Here is a 1,227-nt window from a genome sequence, read left to right as displayed (position 1 = left end):
CCACTGGAACAGCTCGAGCTGGGCCACCTGGTCGATGAGGATGTCCTGCGTGACCGGGTCGAGGTCCTCGGTGGCGTCGATCGCGGCGCGGTGGTCCGTCACGACGCCGTCGTAGACGAGGTCCAGCGCGGCCAGGTGCTCCAGGGTCGACGCGCGGCCCAGCGTGTAGTCGTCCCACGCGCGGGCGGCCACGAGTGCGCCCGGGGTGCCGGCGGGGGAGACGCCCAGGGTGGCGATGCGCTCCGCGAGGACGTCCACCATCCCGCGGACCAGCTCGATCTGGGGGTCGAGCATCTCGTGCACGCCGATGAAGCCGGGGCCCACCACGTTCCAGTGGGCGTGCTTCAGGGTGAGCTGCAGGTCGTTGAGGGCGTGCAGACGGCCCTGGAGGATCTCGGCGGTGCGTCGGCCCGTGCTCAGCGACAGGCCCGGGACGGTGTACTCGGCGGCGTTCTTCTCGGCCATGGTGGTGCTCCTTCTCCGTTGGGGTGGGCGCGCCGTCGGCGACGCCCCGTGATCCGCCATCCAACCGCGTGAGGTCGTCGTGTTTCCAGGTCTGAGCGGCGTGCGCGGGCGGGTCCGGAGCGGATCCGCGGCGCCGGGAATGGATCGCGGACGGCCCGCGTTGACCCCCGCAGAAGCAGAAGTGAGTGAAGTCGACTCAGGTTCACTTGACAGTCCACCGACCCGGTGGCAACCTGAGTCATGAAGGCTCAAGTCCCTGTGGCGTCGGTGCCCCCGGCCCGCGGGTCCGGCCCCCGCTTCACCGTCAGACAGGAAGGACCCCACCATGTCCCGTGCAGTCGGCATCGACCTCGGCACCACCAACTCCGTCGTCGCCGTCCTCGAGGGCGGCGACCCGGTCGTCATCGCGAACGCCGAGGGCGCCCGCACCACCCCGTCCGTCGTCGCGTTCTCCAAGGGCGGGGACGTCCTGGTCGGCGAGGTCGCCAAGCGCCAGGCCGTCAACAACCCCGAGCGCACCTACGCGTCCGTCAAGCGCCACATGGGCACCGACTGGACCACCGAGGTGGACGGCAAGAAGTACACCCCGCAGGAGATCTCGGCCCGCACGCTGATGAAGCTCAAGCACGACGCCGAGGAGTACCTGGGCGAGAAGGTCACCGACGCGGTGATCACCGTGCCCGCCTACTTCAACGACGCCGAGCGCCAGGCCACCAAGGAGGCCGGCGAGATCGCGGGCCTGAACGTCAAGCGCATCATCAA

At 69.9% G+C, this 1,227-nt stretch carries 2 protein-coding genes; one reads left to right on the top strand and one right to left on the bottom strand.

Annotated elements, in window-relative coordinates; translation table 11 throughout:
- Positions 1-465 (bottom strand): Dps family protein (locus ACFWJO_RS39945; RefSeq protein WP_386873227.1); only part of this gene is annotated, 465 nt, incomplete at its 3' end.
- Between the two features lie 325 nt (positions 466-790).
- Here ACFWJO_RS39945 and ACFWJO_RS39940 point away from each other — a divergent pair.
- On the top strand, positions 791-1,227 hold a 437-nt coding region (locus ACFWJO_RS39940), incomplete at its 3' end, for an Hsp70 family protein (protein ID WP_386873225.1).

The sequence above is a fragment of the Streptomyces sp. NPDC127092 genome (assembly GCF_042722475.1).
Taxonomy (GTDB): domain Bacteria; phylum Actinomycetota; class Actinomycetes; order Streptomycetales; family Streptomycetaceae; genus Streptomyces.
This window is presented reverse-complemented; position numbering and strand designations above follow the sequence as displayed.